Annotated in this window: 15 protein-coding genes; 9 read left to right on the top strand and 6 right to left on the bottom strand. The window is 64.2% G+C overall.

Annotation, left to right across the window (positions count from 1 at the left end):
* Positions 1–47 precede the first annotated feature (47 nt).
* The 4 genes from lon to tig all read right to left on the bottom strand — a co-directional run bounded on the left by lon (position 48) and on the right by tig (position 6,004).
* Complete coding sequence (gene lon, locus ACUCV0_RS04295; RefSeq protein ID WP_482212084.1) at positions 48–2,444, bottom strand: endopeptidase La; 2,397 nt, start codon at positions 2,442–2,444, stop codon at positions 48–50.
* Between the two features lie 126 nt (positions 2,445–2,570).
* Positions 2,571–3,851, bottom strand: coding sequence for an ATP-dependent Clp protease ATP-binding subunit ClpX (gene clpX / locus ACUCV0_RS04290; RefSeq protein ID WP_059314551.1), 1,281 nt, complete (start codon positions 3,849–3,851; stop codon positions 2,571–2,573).
* 110 nt (positions 3,852–3,961) lie between these two features.
* Positions 3,962–4,603, bottom strand: coding sequence for an ATP-dependent Clp endopeptidase proteolytic subunit ClpP (gene clpP, locus ACUCV0_RS04285; RefSeq protein ID WP_007162222.1), 642 nt, complete (start codon positions 4,601–4,603; stop codon positions 3,962–3,964).
* Positions 4,604–4,693: 90 nt separating this feature from the next.
* Positions 4,694–6,004, bottom strand: coding sequence for a trigger factor (gene tig, locus ACUCV0_RS04280; protein ID WP_482212083.1), 1,311 nt, complete (start codon positions 6,002–6,004; stop codon positions 4,694–4,696).
* Between the two features lie 281 nt (positions 6,005–6,285).
* Between tig and ACUCV0_RS04275 the strand changes: the two genes are divergently transcribed.
* Both ACUCV0_RS04275 and ACUCV0_RS04270 read left to right on the top strand, forming a co-directional pair.
* The gene (locus tag ACUCV0_RS04275; protein ID WP_482212082.1) at positions 6,286–7,593 is read left to right on the top strand and encodes an Nramp family divalent metal transporter; all 1,308 of its coding nucleotides are present in this window, start codon (positions 6,286–6,288) and stop codon (positions 7,591–7,593) included.
* A 56-nt stretch (positions 7,594–7,649) separates the two neighbouring features.
* Positions 7,650–8,600 carry a 2-hydroxyacid dehydrogenase gene (locus ACUCV0_RS04270; protein WP_482212081.1) on the top strand — a complete coding sequence of 317 codons (951 nt, stop codon included), beginning with the start codon at positions 7,650–7,652 and terminating at the stop codon, positions 8,598–8,600.
* A 29-nt stretch (positions 8,601–8,629) separates the two neighbouring features.
* On the opposite strand, the gene ACUCV0_RS04265 is transcribed toward ACUCV0_RS04270, so the two are convergent.
* A complete protein-coding gene (locus ACUCV0_RS04265) occupies positions 8,630–9,076 on the bottom strand; it encodes a hypothetical protein (protein ID WP_174523133.1) in 447 nt (148 codons plus the stop codon).
* Between the two features lie 98 nt (positions 9,077–9,174).
* Complete coding sequence (locus tag ACUCV0_RS04260) at positions 9,175–10,131, bottom strand: LysR family transcriptional regulator (protein ID WP_059314546.1); 957 nt, start codon at positions 10,129–10,131, stop codon at positions 9,175–9,177.
* Positions 10,132–10,339: 208 nt separating this feature from the next.
* Here ACUCV0_RS04260 and ACUCV0_RS04255 point away from each other — a divergent pair, with 208 nt between their 5' ends.
* From ACUCV0_RS04255 to ACUCV0_RS04225, 7 genes are all read left to right on the top strand, one after another.
* Positions 10,340–12,073: an AMP-binding protein gene (locus ACUCV0_RS04255; protein ID WP_482212080.1), complete on the top strand. Its 1,734-nt coding sequence runs from the start codon at positions 10,340–10,342 to the stop codon at positions 12,071–12,073.
* Positions 12,070–13,584: a CoA-acylating methylmalonate-semialdehyde dehydrogenase gene (locus ACUCV0_RS04250; RefSeq protein ID WP_482212079.1), complete on the top strand. Its 1,515-nt coding sequence runs from the start codon at positions 12,070–12,072 to the stop codon at positions 13,582–13,584. The genes ACUCV0_RS04255 and ACUCV0_RS04250 overlap by 4 nt, the downstream gene beginning before the upstream one ends.
* 14 nt (positions 13,585–13,598) lie before the next feature.
* Complete coding sequence (gene mmsB / locus ACUCV0_RS04245) at positions 13,599–14,495, top strand: 3-hydroxyisobutyrate dehydrogenase (RefSeq protein WP_059314543.1); 897 nt, start codon at positions 13,599–13,601, stop codon at positions 14,493–14,495.
* Positions 14,492–15,544, top strand: coding sequence for an enoyl-CoA hydratase/isomerase family protein (locus ACUCV0_RS04240; protein WP_482212078.1), 1,053 nt, complete (start codon positions 14,492–14,494; stop codon positions 15,542–15,544). Before mmsB ends, ACUCV0_RS04240 begins: the two co-directional genes overlap by 4 nt.
* 11 nt (positions 15,545–15,555) lie before the next feature.
* Positions 15,556–16,707 carry an acyl-CoA dehydrogenase family protein gene (locus ACUCV0_RS04235; protein ID WP_059314541.1) on the top strand — a complete coding sequence of 384 codons (1,152 nt, stop codon included), beginning with the start codon at positions 15,556–15,558 and terminating at the stop codon, positions 16,705–16,707.
* A gap of 136 nt (positions 16,708–16,843) precedes the next feature.
* Positions 16,844–17,644: a universal stress protein gene (locus ACUCV0_RS04230; RefSeq protein WP_059314540.1), complete on the top strand. Its 801-nt coding sequence runs from the start codon at positions 16,844–16,846 to the stop codon at positions 17,642–17,644.
* A 133-nt stretch (positions 17,645–17,777) separates the two neighbouring features.
* Positions 17,778–18,329: an ATP-dependent Clp protease proteolytic subunit gene (locus tag ACUCV0_RS04225; RefSeq protein WP_059314539.1), complete on the top strand. Its 552-nt coding sequence runs from the start codon at positions 17,778–17,780 to the stop codon at positions 18,327–18,329.
* The last annotated feature ends 20 nt before the right edge of the window (positions 18,330–18,349 follow it).

The raw sequence follows: 18,349 nt of genomic DNA, 5'->3' as shown, positions 1-18,349 counted from the left end.
ACCAGCAACCTCGTCTGGCGGCCCGCCCATCAAGCCCAGGTACGCCGTCAGTGGGTACTGACGCGCTCCTTGCCTTCCTGATCCCGCTTCTCGTCCTTGCTGACGAGCTCCGGACCATCGTCCGGAAGCGGCTCCGGCGTGTATTGCAGCGCAACCTCCAAGACCTCGTCAATCCATTTGACCGGCTTGATCTGCAAGTCAGCCTTGATGTTGTCCGGAATGTCCCGCAGATCCCGGACGTTTTCTTCCGGAATGATCACGGTACGGATACCGCCACGATGGGCCGCGAGCAACTTTTCCTTGAGCCCACCGATGGCCAGTACCTGACCGCGCAAGGTGATCTCGCCGGTCATGGCCACGTCGGCACGCACCGGAATGCGGGTGGCGGCCGAGACCAGCGCCGTGCACATCCCGATACCGGCACTCGGACCGTCCTTCGGCGTGGCGCCTTCGGGAACGTGGATATGGATGTCGTGCTTCTCGTGGAAGTCCTTGGGAATGCCCAGGCTGCGACCACGACTGCGCACCACGGTCAAGGCCGCGGTAATGGACTCGGCCATGACATCACCCAGGGAGCCGGTCTTGATCATCTGGCCCTTGCCGGGGACGACAGCGGACTCGATGGTCAGGAGTTCACCACCCACCTGGGTCCAGGCCAGGCCGGTCACCTGGCCGATCTGATCCTGTTGCTCGGCCAGGCCATAGCGGAACTTGCGCACGCCCAGCCAGTGCTCAAGGGTATCCACGGTAACGCTGGCAGTACGCTCCTTGCTCAGGGCGTGCTGCTTGACCACCTTGCGACAGACCTTGGCCACCTGGCGCTCCAGACTCCGCACGCCCGCTTCACGGGTGTAGTAGCGGATGATGTCGCGCAAGGCGTCTTCGTCGAAGGCCACCTCGTCCTTCTTCAGGCCATTGGCCTTAACCTGCTTGGGAATCAGGTAGCGGGTGGCGATGTTGACCTTTTCCGCCTCGGTGTAACCGGGCAGGCGAATGACTTCCATACGGTCCAGCAGTGGCGCCGGAATGTTCATGGAGTTGGCGGTGCAGACAAACATCACGTCGGAGAGGTCGTAGTCGACTTCGAGGTAATGGTCGTTGAAGGTGTGGTTCTGCTCCGGATCCAGGACCTCGAGCAGCGCGGAGGCGGGATCGCCACGCATGTCGTTGCCCATCTTGTCGATTTCGTCGAGCAGGAACAGTGGATTGCGCACGCCGACCTTGGTCATCTTCTGAATGAGACGACCCGGCATGGAGCCAATGTAGGTACGACGGTGACCACGGATTTCGGCTTCGTCACGCACGCCACCCAGGGCCATGCGCACGAACTTGCGGCCGGTGGAGCGGGCGATGGATTCGGCCAGGGAGGTCTTGCCCACACCGGGCGGACCGACCAGGCACAGCACCGGGCCCCGCACCTTCTTCACGCGCTTCTGCACGGCGAGGTATTCCAGGATGCGCTCTTTCACTTCCTCGAGGCCATAGTGGTCCTTGTCCAGGACCTCTTCGGCACGGCCCAAGTCCAGACGGACCTTGCTCTCGGCCTGCCACGGCACGTTCACCAGCCAGTCGATGTAGGAACGCACCACGGTGGCCTCGGCCGACATGGGCGACATCTGCTTGAGCTTGTTCAGCTCGGCAGTGGCCTTGGCCAGGGCATCCTTGGGCAGACCCGCGGCGTCAATGCGGCGCTTGAGATCCTCGACCTCGTTGTGGCCTTCGTCGATGTCACCCAGTTCTTTCTGGATGGCCTTCATCTGCTCGTTGAGGTAGTACTCGCGCTGACTACGCTCCATCTGCTTCTTGACGCGACCACGGATGCGCTTTTCCACCTGCAAGAGGTCGATTTCCGCATCCAGCAGGGCCAGCACGTGCTCGACGCGCGCGCCAAGCTCGGTGATCTCGAGGATTTCCTGCTTCTGCTCGATCTTCAGCGCCATGTGGGCAGCCATGGTGTCGACCAGGCGGCTGGGATCTTCGATGCTATTAAGCGAAGACAGGACCTCGGCCGGTACCTTCTTGCCGAGCTGAACATATTGCTCGAACTGGCTCATCAGGCTGCGCGAGAAGACCTCGGACTCGCGATCCGGGGCTTCGCTGTCGTCGATCAGGGTCACCAGGGCACGGGCATAGCCCTGGTTCTCGACGAAGGACTCGATGCGGCCGCGCTGCTCGCCTTCGACCAGGACCTTGACGGTACCGTCAGGAAGCTTGAGCAGCTGGAGAACGGTCGCGACCGTACCCATGTGATACATGTCATCCGCGGCGGGATCGTCATCGCCGGGATTCTTCTGTGCGACCAGCAGGATCTGCTTGTCGCCAGCCATGGCGGCCTCGAGGGCCTCGACGGACTTTTCCCTTCCGACGAACAATGGGATGACCATGTGGGGATAGACCACTACGTCTCGTAGGGGCAGCAGGGGAAGTTCTATCGTCGTAGTCATGGGGTACGGGTCTCGGCAAATAATCGGCCGCAGATGCGGTTAAGGCCTCGGTTTTCCCTAACATGAGGTTGGCCGCCGCAAAATACAACCGTCGCTGAAATGAAAAAGGGGCCGAAGCCCCTTTTGTCACGCGTCTGGCGCCGCCTTGGCGGGCTCGGTGTTCTCATAGATGAGCAGCGGCTGGGAACTCCCATCGATGACGCTCTCGTCGATGACCACCTTGCTGACTTCCTTCTGCGAAGGAATCTCGTACATGGTCTCGAGCAGGATGCCTTCGAGGATGGACCTCAGGCCGCGGGCACCGGTCTTGCGTTCCAGTGCCTTGCGAGCGACCGCCTTCAGTGCATCGGGGCGGAACTCCAGGTCGACGTCTTCCATTTCAAACAGCTTGGCGTACTGCTTGGTCAGGGCGTTCTTCGGCTCGGTCAGGATCTGCATGAGCGCTGGCTCATCCAGCTCGTCCAGGGTCGCGATGACCGGCAGACGACCGACGAACTCGGGAATCAGGCCGAACTTGACCAGATCCTCGGGCTCGGCATCACGCAGGGATTCGCCGATCTTCTTGCCCAGTTCCTGACTGCGAACCTCGGCGTTGAAGCCGATGCCGCCGCCCTTGGTGGAACGGTTCTGAATGACCTTTTCCAAGCCAGCGAAGGCACCGCCGCAAATGAACAGGATATTGCGCGTATCCACCTGCAGGAATTCCTGCTGGGGATGCTTGCGGCCACCCTGGGGCGGAACCGACGCTACGGTACCCTCGATCAGCTTCAGCAGCGCCTGCTGCACACCCTCGCCCGAGACATCACGGGTGATGGAGGGGTTGTCGGACTTACGCGAAATCTTGTCGATCTCGTCGATGTAGACGATGCCCATCTGGGCCTTTTCCACATCGTAGTCGCACTTCTGCAGCAGCTTCTGGATGATGTTCTCGACGTCTTCACCCACGTAACCGGCTTCGGTCAGAGTGGTGGCATCGGCGATGGTGAAAGGTACGTTGAGCAGGCGCGCCAGCGTTTCCGCCAACAGCGTCTTGCCCGAGCCAGTCGGGCCAATGAGCAGAATATTGCTCTTGCCCAGCTCGACGTCGTCTTTCTTCTCGCGCTGATTCAGACGCTTGTAGTGGTTGTAGACGGCAACGGCGAGGACCCGCTTGGCACGCTGCTGACCAATGACATACTGGTCGAGGATGGCGCTGATTTCCTTCGGCGCTGGCAGCTTGTGCGCATTGCTTTCGGCCTGCGCTTCCTGGACTTCCTCGCGGATGATGTCATTGCACAGGTCGACGCATTCGTCGCAGATGAAGACGGAGGGTCCAGCGATCAATTTACGTACTTCGTGCTGACTCTTGCCGCAGAAGGAGCAGTAAAGCAGCTTGCCGTTATCGTCGCTATTGCGCGTATCTGTCATTCGATCGATCCAATGGAATGTGCTTACATCAACAAGATGGAGCCTATTGCACGGTTTTTCAAGCCTACCCGCCCAAACGACCGGCGTCTGGGCAGGTGGTCGAGGCGGGGTCAGGCGGGGATGTTGCGCTTCTCGAGGACCTTGTCGATCAGACCGTAGGCAACGGCTTCGGGGCCACTCATGAAGTTGTCACGGTCGGTATCGCGGGCGATCACGTCCATGGGCTGACCGGTGTGATGCGCCAGCACCTTGTTCAGACGCTCACGGATGGTCAAAATTTCACGGGCGTGAATCTCGATGTCCGACGCCTGACCCTGGAAGCCGCCCAGGGGCTGGTGAATCATCATCCGCGAGTGTGGCAGGCAGAAGCGCTTCTCGGCGGCGCCGCCTGCCAGCAGCAGGGCACCCATGCTGCAGGCCTGGCCGATGCAGATGGTGGAGACGTCGGGCTTGATGAACTGCATGGTGTCGTAGATCGACATGCCTGCGGTCACCGAGCCACCCGGGCTGTTGATATAGAGGTGGATGTCCTTGTCAGGATTCTCCGCTTCCAGGAACAGCAGCTGGGCGACGACCAGGTTGGCCATGTAGTCCTCGACCTGGCCGACCAGGAAGATGACCCGCTCCTTGAGCAGCCGGGAGTAGATGTCATAGGCGCGCTCGCCACGGGCGGATTGCTCCACCACCATGGGTACCAGACCGCCAGCGGCTTGAATATCGGGCATGGATTGCATGTATGAGTTGCGGGACATGTCCTGCACTAGCTCCCTATCTGGATAACCTGTCAAAAACACATAAGCCAGCACGAGGCTGGCTTAGGTGAACTAGCAACTGGAGGCAGATCAGGCTGCTTGCGGAGCCTCGGTCGGTTTGACCGCGTCCTCGTAGGAGACCTGCTTGTCGGTGACTTTTGCCTGCTTGAGGACAGTATCCACGACTTGTTCTTCCAGTACAACCGAACGCACTTCGTTCAGCTGCTGCTCGTTCTGGTAGTACCACTTCACTACCTGCTCGGGCTCCTGGTAGGCAGCGGCCATCTCCTCGATCAGCTCGCGAACGCGGGCGTCATCGGGCTTGAGTTCGAACTGCTTGACCATCTCGGCGATGATCAGGCCCAGCAGCACGCGGCGCTTGGCCTGCTCGCTGAAGAGTTCGGCCGGCAGCTGGTCGGGCTGGATGTTGCCGCCGAACTGCTGGACGGCCTGCACGCGCAGACGATCCACTTCGTTGCTGATCAGGGCAGCCGGTACGTCGATCTGATTGGCGGCCAGCAGACCGTCCATGACCTGGTTCTTGACCTTGGTCTTCAGGGCCTGGCGCAGTTCGCGATCCATGTTCTTGCGCACTTCGGCGCGGAACCCTTCGACGGTGGTCTCTTCCACGCCGAACTGCTTGAAGAAGGCTTCGTTCAGCTCGGGCAGCTCGGGAGCGGCCACTTCCTTGACGGTGACCTTGAACTGAGCGGCTTTGCCGGCCAGGTCCAGGTTCTGGTAGTCCTCGGGGAAGGTCAGGTTGAGCACGCGCTCTTCACCAGCCTTGGCGCCGACCAGACCGTCTTCGAAACCGGGAATCATGCGGCCGGAGCCCAGGACCAGCTTGGTGCCCTCGGCGGAACCACCGGAGAAGGCTTCGCCATCCTGGGTGCCGACGAAGTCGATGGTGACCTGGTCGTCGGTAGCGGCAGCGCGGTCGACGACTTCATAACGGGTGCCCTGCTTGCGCAGCACGTCGAGCATCTTGTCGATGTCGGCGTCTTCGACGCTGGAGTCCTGGCGCTCGATCTCGATGCCGTCCAGACCCTTGACTTCGAATTCGGGGAAGACTTCGAAGGTAGCGACGTATTCCAGATCCTTGCCCTTTTCGAACACCTTGGGTTCGACGGCGGGTGCGCCGGCCGGATTGAGCTTTTGCTCGACAACGGCTTCGTAGAAGGTTTCCTGAATGAGATCACCCAAGGCTTCCTGACGCGCCGAGGCTTCGTAGCGCTGACGGATGACGCTCATGGGTACCTTGCCCGGGCGGAAACCGGGAACCTTGGCGCGTCGGGCAGTCTGCTGCAGACGCTTGTTCACTTCGGTTTCAATACGCTCGGCCGGCACGCCAATGGTCATGCGACGCTCGAGAGCAGAGGTGTTTTCAACGGAAACTTGCATGGATATTCCTCGTGGCACAAGAACAGGCCGGCTTTCCGACCCCCCAGAATCAAGGGCGACCATTCTAGAGACAGTCTCAAGCGAAGTCACCTGGCTTGATCCAGCGGTACGTAAGGCAGTCCACGATCCGGCGACGCCTTACCTGACCAAAGGCAACATTTTGTAGCCCGCCATGAGTTGTACGACATCGTATGTAGTGCTAAACCCTGAAAGGGCAAGCTAACGACAAGGCCTCCCGAGGCCTCATCCAGAACAACAACAATAGTTAGGAGAGTTGCCCTATGGAGCGATCCGGTTCCGTCGATAAATCCGTACCCGTTGCCGAGGAACATAGCTCCGGCCTGCGCCGGATGGCGAAGCTGCTCGGCCCCGGCATCATCGCCGTACTGTCCTGGCTGGGCGCTGGCGACCTCATCACCTCCTCGGTGGCGGGGGCGAACTACGGCTACGCCATGATGTGGGTGCTGGCGGTATCCCTGCTGCTGCGCTTTCTCATTGTCAACATCATCGCGCGCTTCCAGCTGTGCAATAACAAGGGCATGTCGATCCTCGAAGGCTATGCCCAGCTGCACCCGGTGTTCGCCTGGTTCATGCTCGGGTACGCGCTGGTCATGGGGCACCTGACCAACGCCTACATGCTCAAGGGCGCTGGCGAGGCCCTGGCCACCCTCCTCCATGTCGACTATCCGCTGCTCTGCTCGGTGGCGGTGGTGATCGCGGTCTGGCTGCTGGTGGGGCGTAACTTCTATGCCCTGATCGAAGGCGTGATGAAGGTGCTGCTGGCGGTCATGACCCTTGCCTTCATCACCTTGGCGGTGATGTCGGGCCCGGACCTGGGCGGCATCCTGCGCGGCACCATCGGCTTCAGCATTCCGCCAGATGAAGGCGTGCATGGAGCTCTGCTGGTAGCGGTATCGGTCATTGGCGCCGTGGCCGGTTCCATCGCCAACTTCGTGCATCCCTATGTGATGAAGGAAAAGGGCTGGACCGGCCCGGAGCACAAGCGCATCCAGCGCAACGACCTGCTGTTCGCCGTGGTGGTTGGCATCATCATCAACCTGGCCATCTGGGTCGTCGGCGTGGAAATCCTCAGACCCAACGGCCTGCAGGTGAACACCCTGAATGACCTGGGCTCGGCGCTGGAACTGTTCTTCGGCTCGGGCGGCTGGTTGATTTTCTTCACCGGCGTCTTCGCCACCCTGTTCGCCAGCGTGGTAGGCAAGACCACCGCCTTCCCCATGCTGATCACCGACGCCCTGCAACACATCCGTCCGGAGCGCCGCGAGCGTTATGGCAAGACCTTCCACAAAGACCCGCTGCACAAGTGGTTCATGCTTTTCATTCTGGTGACACCGCTGGTGTGGTCGCTGCCGGGCATGCCCGACTTCGTGACCCTGACCATCGGTGTGAATGCCCTGAACATCGTCGGCCTGCCGGTGATCTCCCTGGGCCTGTTGATCATGTCCAACCAGAAGTCGCTGCTGGGCGATAAATACCGCAACAACTGGTTCGAGAACCTCGCTCTGGGCTTCGCCACCCTGCTGGCGATCTGGGTCGCGATCCAGCTTGGCATCCAGCTGCTGGGCTGAGGCCAATCGATCAGAGGGGCGGGTTCGCCGCCCCTTCTTTTTCAAGGAGACTAGAGATGGCTGAACAGAAAGATCGCCCCGTGCTGCTGCAGGTGGGCCCGCTGCTACCTGCGCTACAAGACGCCCTGGCCGCACGCCACGAGATCCTGCGCTTCTGGGAGGCACCGGATCAGGCCAGGCTGCTAAGCGAGCGGGGCCAGGAGGTTCGCGCCCTGGTGACCTCCGGCGTACACGGTGCGACCCGCGAGTTGATGAGCGCTCTTCCCGGCCTGAAAGCCGTGTTCAGCTTCGGGGTGGGTTATGACAGCATCGACATCGCCGCCGCCCGGGATCTGGGCGTAGCGGTTAGCAACACCCCGGGCGTGCTGGACGATTGCGTAGCCGATACCGCCTTTGCCCTGCTGATCGACGTCGCCCGTGGCATCACCGCTGCGGATCGTTTCGTGCGCCGGGGCGACTGGCGCTCGGGCAAGTTTCCGTTGACCTCACGCCTGGCCGGCAAGACCTGCGGCATCGTCGGGCTTGGCAACATCGGCAAGAGCATCGCGCACCGGGTACAAGCCTTTGGCATGGACGTAGCCTATCACGGCCGTCATCAACAGACCGATGTGCCCTACCAGTACCATGCCAGTCTCGAAGAACTGGCGAAGGCCGCGGACTTCCTGGTGCTGTCGCTGCCTGGCGGCCCTGCCACCGATGGATTGATCGACGCCGGCATTCTTGCGGCCCTGGGTCCGCGTGGCTATCTGATCAATATCGCCCGTGGCAGTGTGGTCGATGAGCAGGCCCTGGTGGAGGCCCTGCAGTCGGGAGCCCTGGGCGGCGCCGGGCTGGACGTCTTCGCCGACGAGCCCCAGGTCCCCGAGGCCTTGCTGGCGCTGGATAACGTTGTACTTACCCCACACCTCGGCAGCGGCACCCGGGAGACACGCCAGGCCATGGCCGATCTGGTGCTGGCCAATGTGGAGCGCTATTTCACCGACGGGACCCTGGTCACTCCCGTCTGAAAAGCGGCGGCCCGAGCGGCCGCCGTCTCCTACTCGATGGCGGGCAGGGTCTTGCTGCGGATCCGCCGTGCCAGCGAATCGTAGATCTCGCGGCAGCCTTCGTCCCAGAATCGATCGGGATCGTCCTGCGGTTCGAGGGCAACGGAGAATTCCCCATCACGCTCCTTCAACACGAAATGCTCGTTGGTATAGAAGAAGGACAGGCCGATGGCGAAAGTCTGCGGCGTACCGGCCAGGTCATCGACGATCACCGTGAGGTCGTAGCGGGCATAGACCTCCATCTCGCGGACGATGTTGCCATCGACGCGTTTTTCCAGGCCCAGCCCGGCGTCCACTTGATCCGCGGAGTTCAGCCCCAGATAGCGGGTGAAGCAATCCGGCAACTCATGCAGGCGCCGCTCCAGTTCCTGCCAATAGGCTTCCTCACGCTCGGCCGCCTTGCTCAGCGCCTGACTCAATGCCTGATATCGTTCCATTGCCGTTCCCATCTGTTGACTGGAGGCCGTCGACGGACGACCCACAGCTCTGAGACCCCAGTCCTGTTCAGGGGTGCCCAGCCGGTCGGTGACGGACTTCAAGTCTCTGGCCAGCCCAGGCGAGGGCTGCGGGTCTCGCCCAGCAGGAAGTCGCGATTGGCATCGGTACAGGCGCGCAGATAGTCGGTGACCAGGGTGATGCGACGCAGGCGGCGCAAGTCTTCGCGGTAGTAGAGCCAGAATTGCCGGGTGATCTGGATCTGCTCCGGCAACAGCGCCACCAACCGCGCATCGGGCTCGGCGACAAAGCAGGGCAGGATCGCCAGGGCGTGGCCGCACAGGGCGGCCTGGTACTGGGCGATCACGCTGGTGCTTCGCAGGCCGCTGCTGGCCTCGGGCAGGATGCGTTCCAGGTAGAGCAACTCGGGGCTGAAGGCGAGATCGTCGACATAGGTGATGAACCTGTGCCGCCGCAGATCCGCGAGCTGTGTGATGGGCGGGTGCCTGGCCAGGTAGTCGGCGGTGGCATACAGCCGCAGGCGGTAGTCGCACAGCTTGCGGCAGACATAGGGCCCGCGCTCGGGGCGCTCCAGGGTGATGGCGATGTCGGCCTCCCGACGCGAGAGGTTGACGAAGTGCGGAACCGGGAGCACCTCCAGGGTGATGCCGGGATAGCGATCCTGGAAAAAGCTCAGCTGGGGCGCGACGAAGTAGCTGCCGAAGCCCTCGGTTGCGCCGATGCGCACCTGGCCGGAAGGTGCCAGACGCGTATCCGATATCTGCTCGCAGGCGGTTTGCAGGGTGCTTTCCAGGGTTTCGGCGTGCACCAGCAGGCGCTGGCCTTCCATGGTGAGGCTGAAGCCGGTACTGCGCGACTTCTCGAACAGCAGGGCACCGAGCGCCTTTTCCAGGGCCGAGATACGCCGCGAGACGGTGGTGTAGTCGACCCCCAACCGCCGCGCCGCGGCGCTGGCCTTCTGGGTGCGGGCGACTTCAAGGAAGAATCTGAGATCGTCCCAGTCGAGACGCGCTGCCGGGTTATTGGATTTTTGCATGTCGGTCGGGCGTTTTTGTCGGAAGCCAAGAGACTTTTGCCGGAACTATACTGCTTACCAGGGCGCGTCACGAGTGGTGACGGCGCGACCCGCTGCTAGCCAACAACAATAAAGAGCAGGCATCCATGACCCACGATCACGCCCTGTCCGGGGGCCACGCCGGACTTCGCCACCCTCCCTTGGTCATCGATATCGCGAGGTATCCGTCATGACGACCGGAGATGCCTTTCGCGAGGCACGCGACTTTCTGCTGCGCCATCGCACCGACTACGCCACTGCCGTCCGGGACTTCCAGTGGCCGCAGCTGGAGCATTTCAACTGGGCGCTGGACCATTTCGATCGCCTGGCCGAAGAGCATTCCGGTCCGGCACTGTGGCGACTCGATGCCGAGGGCCGTGAAGAACGCTACAGCTTCGCCGAGCTGGCCCAGGCCTCGAATCGCACCGCCAACTTCCTGCGCAGCCAGGGCGTTCGTCGTGGCGAACGCATCCTGGTGATGCTGGGCAACGAGGTGGCGCTGTGGGAAACCCTGCTGGGCGCCTTCAAACTGGGGGCAGTGGTGGTGCCCGCCACCACCCTGCTCAGTGATGCCGATCTGCAGGATCGGGTCGCGCGCGGGCGCATCGCCCACCTGGTGGTGGGCAGTGCTCATACGGAGCGTTGCGCCAGTCTGGACCCTGGCCTTACCCGCATCTGCGTCGGGGCGCCCGTGGCCGGCTGGCAACCCTACGCACCGGCCGCCTGCGCCAGCGACTTCCTGCCCGATGGGCCGACCCGGGCAGAGGATCCGCTGCTGCTCTATTTCACCTCGGGAACCACCTCGCGACCCAAACTGGTCCTGCACAGCCATAGCAGCTATCCGGTGGGGCATCTGTCCACCCTCTACTGGATCGGCCTGCAACCGGGCGATGTGCACCTCAACATCTCTTCCCCCGGCTGGGCCAAGCATGCCTGGAGCTGCGTCTTCGCGCCCTGGAACGCCGGTGCCTGCGTGTTCATCCATGATGTGCCGCGGTTCAAGCCCCAGGCGCTGCTGGAGGTGCTGGCGCGCTATCCGGTCACCAGCCTCTGCGCGCCGCCGACCGTGTGGCGCATGCTGATCCAGGAGGATCTCGCCGCCTATCGCGACCGCCTCAACCTGCGCGAACTCGTTGGCGCCGGCGAGCCGCTCAATCCGGAGATCATCGACAGCCTGCAGGATGCCTGGGGCCTGACCCTGAGAGATGGCTTCGGCCAGTCGGAAACCACGGCACTGGTCGGCAACACCCCAGGGCAGCCGCTCAAGCCCGGCTCCATGGGCCGCCCCCTGCCGGGTTGCCAGATCCAGCTGCTGGATGCCGACGGCCAACCAGGCGATGACGGCGAGGTGGCCCTGTCGCTCCAGCCACGGCCAGCCGGTTTGATGCTGGGCTATGAGGACAGCCCGGAGAAAACCGCCGAGGTGATGCGCGACGGCTACTACCGTACCGGTGATACCGCGGTACGTGACGTCGATGGCTACATCACCTTCGTCGGGCGCGCCGATGACGTCTTCAAGTCGGCGGACTACCGCATCAGCCCCTTCGAACTGGAAAGCGCCCTGATCGAGCATCCCGCGGTGATGGAGGTGGCCGTGGTGCCCAGCCCGGACCCCTTGCGTCTCAATGTGCCCAAGGCCTTCGTCATCCTCGCCGCCGGCCAGCAGCCCTCGGCCGCCCTTGCGCGGGAATTGCTCGGCTTCGCCCGCGACTGCCTGTCGCCCTACAAGCGGGTGCGCCGCCTGCAATTCGTCAGCGAACTGCCCAAGACGCTGTCCGGCAAGATCCGCCGCATCGAGCTGCGCCTGGGCGAGGCACAGCGCCGAGCGGCTGGCACAGCCGAGCTCCACGATTATGCCGAAGAAGATTTCGCCAACCACCCTGCCCCGGCCTCCGTTGCCACCGCCCAGGAATCCCTGTCATGACCCAGACCGCCATCCAAGACGTGCCGCTGCTGATCGACGGCCAATTCGTCACCTCCACCAGCCGCGAAGGCCGCGAGGTGATCAATCCGGCGACGCAGGAGGTGCTGGCGCGGGTGCCCTTCGCCACCGCCGAGGAAGTGCAACGCGCCGTGGCCAGTGCCAAGGCGGCCTTCGCCACCTGGCGCAAGACGCCCATCGGCGCGCGAGCACGCATCTTCCTGCGCTACCAGCAGCTGATCCGCGAGCACATGAGCGAACTGGCCGCGCTGCTCACCGCCGAACAGGGCAAGACCCTGGCCGACGCCGAGGGCGACGTCTTTCGCGGCCTGGAGGTGGTGGAGCACGCGGCCGCCATCGGCAACCTGCAACTGGGCGAATTGGCCAATAACGTCGCCAGCGGGGTGGATACCTATACGCTGCTGCAACCCCTTGGCGTCTGCGCCGGCATCACCCCCTTCAACTTCCCGGCGATGATTCCGCTGTGGATGTTCCCCATGGCCATCGCCTGCGGCAACACCTTTGTCCTCAAGCCCTCGGAGCAGGATCCGCTGGTGACCATGCGCCTGGCCGAGCTGGCGCTGGAAGCGGGGGTGCCGCCCGGTGTACTCAACGTGGTCCATGGCGGACCGGCGGTGGTGGATGCCCTCTGCGATCACCCGGATATCAAGGCGCTGTCCTTTGTCGGTTCGACCCGCGTCGGCACCCATGTCTATCGCCGGGCCAGCGAGGCTGGCAAGCGCGTGCAGTGCATGATGGGCGCCAAGAACCATGCGGTGGTAATGCCCGACGCGCCCCGCGAACAGACCCTGGCCAACCTGGTGGGCGCCGCCTTCGGCGCGGCCGGTCAGCGCTGCATGGCGGTCTCGGTGGTGGTGCTGGTGGGCGAAGCCAACAGCTGGGTACCGGATCTGGTGGCCAAGGCGCGCAGCCTCAAGGTGGGTGCGGGTCACGAGAATGGCACCGACGTTGGCCCGCTAATCTCCTGCCAGGCACTGGACCGGGTCAGCGGCCTGATCGAGCGTGGCGTAAGCGAAGGCGCGACCCTGGAGCTGGACGGCCGCAATATCCAGGTCGAGCGCTACAAGAAAGGCAATTTCGTCGGCCCGACGCTGTTCTCCGGGGTGACCACGGAGATGACCCTGTATCGCGAAGAGCTGTTCGGCCCGGTGCTCTGCGTGATGCACGCCGCCACCCTCGACGAAGCCATCGCCCTGATCAACGCCAATCCCAACGGCAACGGCGTCGCCCTCTTCACCCGCTCCGGCGCCGCGGCGCGTCGCTTCCAGGAAGACATCGATGTCGGCCAGGTCGGCATCAACGTGCCCATCCCGGTGCCGGTGCCGCTGTTTTCCTTCAGCGGTTCGCGCGCGTCCAAGCTCGGCGACCTGGGGCCCTATGGCAAGCAGGCGGTGCTGTTCTATACCCAGACCAAGACCATCACCACACGCTGGCCCGACGAGCAGGATGTCGGCAGCGCCGGTGTCGTCAACACCACCATCACCCTCAAGTAGCGGGAGACGCCAGCATGCATCTGGGATTTCTGGGACTGGGCAACATGGGCGCGCCCATGGCCCGCAACCTGCTCAAGGCCGGCCATCAGCTGACCGTCTATGACCTCTCCGCCGCGGCCCTCGAAGCGTTGCGGAACGAAGGTGCCGAAGTCGCTGCCTCTCCTGTCGCCGTGGCGCAGAGCGGTGCCGAGGTGATCATCACCATGCTGCCTGCCGCGACCCACGTGAAAACGGTCTATCTCGGCGAGGAGGGCCTGCTCGCCCACGCGAGACCGGGCACCCTGCTGATCGATTCCTCCACCATCGATCCGCTCAGCGCCCGGGCCGTGGCCACGGCCGCTGCCGAACGCGGGCTGGAACTGCTGGACGCCCCGGTCTCCGGGGGTACCGGCGGTGCCGCGGCGGGCACCCTGACCTTCATGGTCGGGGGCAGCGAGGCCGGCTTCCAGCGCGCCCAGCCGCTGCTGGCCGCCATGGGCCGCAACCTGGTGCACTGCGGCGCCAGTGGCAACGGCCAGGTAGCCAAGGTGGCCAATAACCTGCTGCTCGGCATCTCCATGATCGGCGCGGCCGAGGCCATGGCGCTGGGCACGCGCCTGGGCATGGACGCCAAGACCCTGGCCGGGGTGATCAATACCAGCAGCGGCCGCTGCTGGAGTTCGGAGGTGAACAACCCCTATCCGGACGTCCTGCCCCAGGCGCCAGCCTCGCGCGGCTACCAGGGTGGCTTCGCCGCCGACCTCATGCTCAAGGATTTGGGCCTGGCCACCGAGGCCGCCCGCGCCGTGCGCCAGCCGGTAATCCTCGGCGCGGTGGCTCAGCAGCTCTATCAACGGTTCAGCCGCGCCGGTGGCGGCGGCCTGGATTTCTCGGCCATCATCCAGGACTACCTGGACGAGGACGGTGCATGAGTGACGCCAAGGTACTGTTGGAAAGACGCGGCGGGGTCGGCTACCTGACCCTCGATCGCCCGGCCGGGCTCAATGCCCTGGACCTGGAGATGGTGCGCAGCCTGCACGGCGCCCTGCGCGACTGGGAAGGCGACCCCGGGGTGCGGGTCGTGGTGCTGCGCGGCAACGGGCCCAAGGCCTTCTGCGCCGGCGGCGATGTCCGCGCGCTGTACGACAGCTACCAGCGTGGCGACGACCTGCACCAGATTTTCTTCACCGAGGAATACGCCCTGGACCTGGCCCTGCACCGCTATCCCAAGCCGGTGCTGGCACTGGCCCATGGCCTGGTGCTGGGCGGCGGCATGGGCCTGGTGCAGGCCGCGCGACTACGCATCGTCAGCGAACGTACGCGGATGGCCATGCCGGAGACCGCCATCGGCTATTTTCCCGATGTTGGCGCCAGCCACTTCCTGCCACGCCTGCCGGATCACCTCGGCCTCTATCTGGGCCTGACCGGCGAGCAGATCGGCCCGGCCGATGCCCTGGCCGCGGGGCTCGCCGATGTCTTCGTTCCGGAAGCCAGTAACGAGGCCCTGGCGCAGCGCCTGGAAGAGGCCACGGCCCAAGGACCGACGGACCTGGCCGCCCTGCTCCAGGAATTCGCCGGGGCGCCGGCCGAAACCGCCCGCCTGACCGACCTGCGTCCGGCCATCGCCGAGCACTTCGCCGCGGCGACCGTAGAGGAGCTGCGCGGCAGCCTGCAGGCGGAAAGCCGCCCCGCGTATCGCGACTGGGCGCAGGAAACCCTCGCCACCCTGGATGGGCGCTCGCCGCTGGCGGTCGCCACGGCGCTGGAGTTGCTGCGCCAGGGCAGCGGGCTGTCGCTGGAGCAATGCTTCGCCCTGGAGCTGCACCTGGATCGCCGCTGGTTCGAAAAAGGCGAGATCGTCGAAGGGGTGCGCGCCATGCTGGTAGACAAGGACCGCACGCCCCACTGGAATCCGGCCCGCTGGCAGGATCTGGATCCGCGTCGCGTCGCGGCCTTTTTCACCGATTTCCGCCATTCCTGAGGAAGGCCTCCATGCACGATATCGAACTCACCGAAGAACAACGCATGATCCGCGACATGGCGCGCGACTTCGCCCGCCGTGAGGTGGCGCCCCATGCCCGCGCCTGGGAAAAGGCCGAGTGGATCGACGACGCCGTGGTCGCCCAGCTGGGCGAGCTCGGCCTACTGGGCATGGTGGTGCCGGAGCAATGGGGCGGCACCTACATGGACTATGTCGCCTATGCCCTGGCCGTCGAGGAGATTTCCGCTGGCGATGGCAGCCTCGGCGCCCTGATGAGCATCCACAGCTCGGTGGGCTGCGGTCCCCTGCTACGCTACGGCAACGCCGAACAGCAGGATCGTTGGCTGCCCGACCTGGCCGCCGGCAAGGTCATCGGCTGCTTTTGCCTGACCGAACCCCAGGCCGGCTCCGAGGCCCACAACTTGCGTACCCGGGCCGTGCTGGAGGGCGACACCTGGGTGCTGAACGGCAGCAAGCAGTTCGTCAGCAACGGGCGCCGCGCGGGCCTGGCCATCGTCTTCGCGGTGACCGACCCGGACTTGGGCAAGAAGGGCCTGTCGGCCTTCCTGGTGCCTACCGACACCCCCGGCTTTCGCGTCGAGCGCACCGAGCACAAGATGGGCCTGCGCGCCTCCGACACCTGCGCCGTCACCCTGGACAACTGCCGTATTCCGGCGGCCAACCTGCTGGGCGAGCGCGGCAAGGGCCTCGCCATCGCCCTCTCCAACCTGGAAGGCGGACGCATCGGCATCGCCGCCCAGGCCCTGGGGATCGCCCGCGCCGCCTTCGAGGCAGCCCTGGGCTATGCCCGCGAGCGCATCCAGTTCGACAAGGCCATCATCCAGCACCAGAGCATCGCCAACATGCTGGCCGACATGCACACCCGGCTCAACGCCGCGCGCCTGCTGATCCTGCATGCCGCGCGCCTGCGCACGGCCGGTGAGCCCTGCCTCAGCGAAGCCTCCCAGGCCAAGCTGTTCGCCACCGAGACGGGCGAATGGGTGTGCTCCAAGGCCATCCAGATCCATGGCGGCTATGGCTACCTGGAGGACTATCCGGTGGAGCAGTACTACCGCGACATCCGCATCACCCAGATCTACGAAGGCTCCAGTGAAATCCAGCGCTTGCTGATCACCCGGGAACTCGATCGCTACGAAATGTGAGGGCGTCCGGGATGACGGCCGTGACCTGCCCAGCAAAAGCCGAAGATGACACCCGAGTGTCATCAGCAGGCGCTGGGCGGGTGCTACGCTCCGGACTGGGATCGTGTCTGGTCCCGTCTCCCCAAGGAATACCGCTATGGCCTCCCTGCTCGCCTGCATCGATGGTTCTCCCCACGCCGAAAGCGTCTGCGACCACACCGCCTGGTTGTCGCGACGGCTGGATGCACCCGTCACTCTGCTCCATGTGCAGGAATCCGCTAATAGTGGCAAGAAGGTCGCCAACGGTACGCCGGTCTATCTCGACGATGACGCCGGTGCCGGGATGGCCAAGGCGCTGCTGCTCAATGCCCGCCAGCGGCTGTTGCAGCAGGGCCTGACCTCGGCGCCGCAGATCCTGCGTCGCCCGGAGGGGTTGGTCGATACCCTCAAGACCCTCGAAGCCGACACCCGGCTGCTGGTGATCGGCAAGCGCGGCGAACGCTCCGGGGACAGCGGTATCGGTGGACAGCTGGAAGCGGTGGTGCGCGCCGTGCATCGGCCGATCCTGGTGTGCTCGGGCCCCTTCAAGCCGCCGCGCCAGTTCACCATCGCCTACGACGGCCGCGAAGCGACCCACCAGGGCATCCTGGCCCTGGCACGCAGTCCGTTGCTGACCGGCATGAGTGGCACCCTGCTGCGGGTCGGCGAAGACGACCCGATCCTGCGCAAGCGCCTGGAAGACCTGGCGCTGCTGCTGCGCAGCGCCGGTTGCCGAGTGGATACCACGGTCGCCCATGGCGACGTGGAACGCATCGTCCCTCGCCATCTCGACGAACGCCGGGCAGACCTGCTCATCATGGGCGCCTTCAGCCATTCCTCGGTATGGCGCTTCCTGCGTGGCAGTCGCACCACCCAGCTGTTGCACAAGACCGAAGTGCCGATGTTGCTGCTGCGCTAGATCACGTCCGTCCCCGCCAGGCGCGCTTCGTCGGCGCGGCGCGGTCAGGGCTCAAGCCGACCCGCAGGTCGGCCGAAGCAAGGGACATAGAGCCCTGCCCTCCGTCGGGCTCCCCGGCGCGTCGGTAGGCCCCATGAGCACCCATGTCATTCATTTCACCGGTCCCATCAATTCCGGCAGCTGCGGCCAACTGATCGCCCAGTGCTCGCAGGCGGTGCAACAGGACGCCTCGCGCATCCTGCTCAAGATCGCCACCATGGGCGGCGACTGCAGCTATGGCTTCACGATGTACAACTTCCTGTTGTCCCTGCCGGTGCCAGTCCATACCCACAACCTGGGTACCGTCGAATCCATGGGCAACATCCTCTTTCTGGCCGGCGAGCACCGCACCGCCAGTCGTCACAGCAAGTTTCTCTACCATTCCTTCTATTGGAACCTGAACAACTCGGTGGACCATGCGCGCATGGCCGAATACGCCATGTGCCTGGACTACGACCTGGATCTCTATGCCCGTATCGTCGCCGAGCGCACCGCCGGTGCGGTCGAGGCCCTGGACATCCACAGCTGCCTGAAGGCCAACGCCCGGTTGCTGAGCCCGGAAGCAGCCCTGACCACGGGGGTGATCCATGCCGTGGATGAATGCCGGGTGCAGCCGGAAGAGGTCACCACCTTCATCCATCTCTGAGCAGGCAATAAAAAACCCGG

The sequence above is a fragment of the Pseudomonas sp. VMV1 genome (assembly GCF_056790235.1).
The sequence above is the reverse complement of the archived record's forward strand: the minus strand, read 5'-3'. Positions and strand labels throughout refer to the sequence as shown.